The organism is Microbacterium sp. Bi128, assembly GCF_918698205.1.
In genome coordinates, this window is the sequence record NZ_CAKKMM010000577.1 from 1 (window position 1) to 3,043 (window position 3,043).

Below are 3,043 nucleotides of genomic sequence, written 5' to 3' on the forward strand. Positions count from 1 at the left end.
CCGTCGCGGTCCCAGCCGGTAAACGTGGGGGACAGACAGAGGTTTTCCTGGCCGCGCAGGCAGAACCGGCAGGCGCCACAGGTGCCGCCCAGCCAGGCCACGCCCACCCGTTCGCCGATGCCGAACCTGGCGGCCCCCGGTCCCTGCCCGATCACCTCACCCACTACCTCGTGGCCCGGGATGACCCCGGCGTGCCGCGGCGTGAGGTCGCCCTCGGCCAGGTGCAAGTCCGTGCGGCACACACCGCAGACCCGCACTTTCAGCAGGACTTCACCGCGTCCCGGCACAGGATCCGGGCGGTCGGTGGCCACGAGGGGGCCGCTGGACATGGGCCCCGGAAGTCCAACTTGCCATGCTCGCACCGCGGCCTCCTTCTTTGCAGCGTCTGCAGGTCCGAATCGGTTGCGCTCGCGGCGGCTAGCGGGTGACCAGCACGTTGCAGCGCGCCTTGTGCAGCACGGCGGAGACCGTGTTGCCGGCTCCGGCCGCAGGGTTGTGGGTCCCGAGCACCAGGACGTCGGCGTCGTCCGCGGCGTCGAGGAGCTCCCGGGCCCCATGGCCCTCACGCAGGGCTCCGGTAACCTCCAGCCCGGGCGCCATCCCGCGGGCCTCGTCGATGGCGCGGTCGAGCAGCTCCTGGCCGTGGAGCAGGGCATGGCGGCCGTGCTCTTCCCGTGCCCCGCCGCGCAATGGATCGACGTGGACGAGGTGCAGCGGGGCGCCGAGGACTTTGGCCAACCGGATGGCCTCGGCCACCGTGGCGGGGCTGCGGGGCGAGGCATCGACTCCCACCACGACGGGGTGGGCCCGCCGGCGCGGGCGCCGGATTATCATTACCGGGCAGGGTGCCGAGCCGGCCAGATCGATGCAGACCGAGCCGGCCACCTGGCCCAGGACGGCGCCGAGGCCCCGGCTGCCTACTACCAGCAGCCGTGCGTCCCGGGAGGCGTCGCGCAGCACGGGTGCCGGGAGCCCGGCCTCCATGACGCCGTCGACGGCGGGGCCCGGACGTTCCGGCTGTTGCCCGGTAACGGCGCGCTCGGCCCCCAGCGGTGCGCCGCCGGCCGCTTCGCGGGCGGCGCCGCGTGCCAGCTCGATGCCCTCGGCGAGGACGGCTTCCGCGGAATGCCGCAGCCCGCTGCCGGCCACGCCCTTGACAGGGCCCAGGTTCTTGGTGAAAACCGGCCACACCCAGGCATGGATCACCAGGAGGTCCAGCCCGGCCGCGGCCGCGTATTCGGCCGCCCAGCGAACGGCGAGTTGGGCGGCCCCGGACCCGCCGTAACCGACCGCCACGGTGCCGCCCTGCTGCCCTGTGGGTGCCGACATTATTCCTCCCGGCTCGTCGGACGCACCCCTTCGCCCGGCACTATGTGCAGCCCCAGTAGAACCCTGCGGCCCGGGAATGTGTAGGGGCTTTGGTCCCGCGGTCTGCCCGCGCCCGGGGCCGCCTCCGGGGCCGCCGGTGAACTAGGGTTGAAACATGCACAATGCGGGGGATAGCTGATGGCCAAGCGGGGCAAAGGGCGGGGCGCCCAAACCGCCGGCCCGGGAGTGGTGGAAGTGCCCAAGGGTTCCCGCCCGGCCGGTCCTTTGGCCGGGGTGTACTACATCGATACCGGGGACTGCGAGCTGATCCCGGACCAGGACAATTCCACCGGCTGGCTCCTGCGCATCAACGGCGTCATGAGCTCGCACATTGACCTCGCGGACCCGTTGTTCCTCGACTTCGAGTACATGCGCTGGATGGCAGCCCTGGTGGAGTCGCGCTGGCCGCGGGAGCCTGGGCCCAAGCTGCGCGCCCTGCACCTTGGCGGGGGAGCATGCTCACTGGCGCGCTATTTCCACGCCGCCTACCCGGACGCCCGCCAGGTGGTGGTGGAGCTGGACGGCAAGCTGGCCGACTACGTCCGGGGCTGGTTCGACCTGCCCAAGGCGCCGTTGCTGCGCCTGCGCGTGGGAGAGGCCCGCGAGGTCACCGAGAGCCTGACCCCGCAGACCCGGGACCTGATCATCCGCGACGTCTTCGCCGGCTCGCTGACCCCGCGGCCGCTGACCACCCGGGAATTCATCGAGCACGCCAAGCGCGTCCTGGCCCCCGGCGGGATATATGTGGTCAACTCCGGCGACGCCCCGGACCTCAAGAATGCCCGCGAGGACGCCGCGACCATCGCCGACGCCTTTGCCTACACCGTGATCATCGCGGATCCGGCCATGCTGAAGGGCCGGCGCTACGGCAACATGGTCATGGCCGGCAGCGATGTCCCGTTCGACGACGACCCCGGCCTCGCGCGGCGCCTGCTCGGCGGTGCGGTGCCGGCCCACATCTGGAACGACGAAAAGGTGCGGGCGTTCGCGGCCGGCGCCGCCGTCCGGCACGACCCGAAGTCGCCCGTTCTCGCTGAGCCGGCCGCGGAACCGCCCGTTCTCGCTCAGCCGCCCGCCGAGCCCCTGGCTGGGCCCCGCGCAGGGACGCCGACTGCTCCGTAGCAGCCCTTTTGCGGCACCATATTTGCGGCACTATAGAGGCGGCTACGGAGCAATCGATGGGGCTGCTCCGCGGCCCAGCAGGGCATCGCGGTGCGCCGCGGTCTGCTCCCGCAGCGCCTGCACGAGCGCGGCCACCGCCGGCCGGCGCATCGAATCGGGCCGGAGCACCATCCAGTAGGGCAGCAGCTCCGCGAATTCCTCCGGCAGGAGCCGGACCAGGTCCGGATGCAGGTCGGCCGCGAAACAGGGCAGGAACCCAATCCCGGCGCCGGCCCGGGTGGCCTCCACGTGGACGAAGACGTTGGTGGAGCTCAGCCCGTCCCGCATGGTGGGCACCAGCCGCCGCGGGGCGTCCAGATCGTCCACCTGCAGCATCGAATCGACGAAGTAGACCAGCGAGTGGGCCGTCAGTTCCTCCACGGTGGCCGGGGTGCCGTACTCGGCGAGGTAGCCGCGGGAGGCGTACATTCCCAGCATGTACTCGCCGAGCCGCGCGGCCTCTGCCCGGTGCACCTGCGGCTATCCGACCACCACCTCGATGTCCATGCCGGAC

General features: G+C 71.9%; 3 protein-coding genes and 1 pseudogene. 1 reads left to right on the forward strand and 3 read right to left on the reverse strand.

Annotation, left to right across the window (positions count from 1 at the left end; all coding sequences use genetic code 11):
- A partial coding sequence (locus LQV45_RS23155) for an alcohol dehydrogenase catalytic domain-containing protein (protein ID WP_230009005.1) occupies positions 1-329 on the reverse strand: 329 nt, incomplete at its 3' end.
- 88 nt (positions 330-417) lie between these two features.
- Complete coding sequence (locus LQV45_RS23160; RefSeq protein WP_230009006.1) at positions 418-1,329, reverse strand: universal stress protein; 912 nt, start codon at positions 1,327-1,329, stop codon at positions 418-420.
- Between the two features lie 177 nt (positions 1,330-1,506).
- On the opposite strand from LQV45_RS23160, the gene LQV45_RS23165 reads away from it, so the two are divergent.
- On the forward strand, positions 1,507-2,490 hold the full coding sequence (locus LQV45_RS23165; RefSeq protein WP_230009007.1) for a spermidine synthase: 984 nt from the start codon (positions 1,507-1,509) through the stop codon (positions 2,488-2,490).
- 42 nt (positions 2,491-2,532) lie between these two features.
- Here the strand turns inward: LQV45_RS23165 and LQV45_RS23170 are convergent.
- Positions 2,533-3,043 (reverse strand): annotated as a pseudogene (locus tag LQV45_RS23170) (LysR substrate-binding domain-containing protein); the annotation flags it as partial.

What these genes read in the sequence shown, in the direction of transcription:
- LQV45_RS23160 (WP_230009006.1), bottom strand. Translation starts at nt 1,329, where the DNA reads ATGTCGGCACCCACAGGGCAGCAGGGCGGCACCGTGGCGGTCGGTTAC.
- LQV45_RS23165 (WP_230009007.1), top strand. Translation starts at nt 1,507, where the DNA reads ATGGCCAAGCGGGGCAAAGGGCGGGGCGCCCAAACCGCCGGCCCGGGA.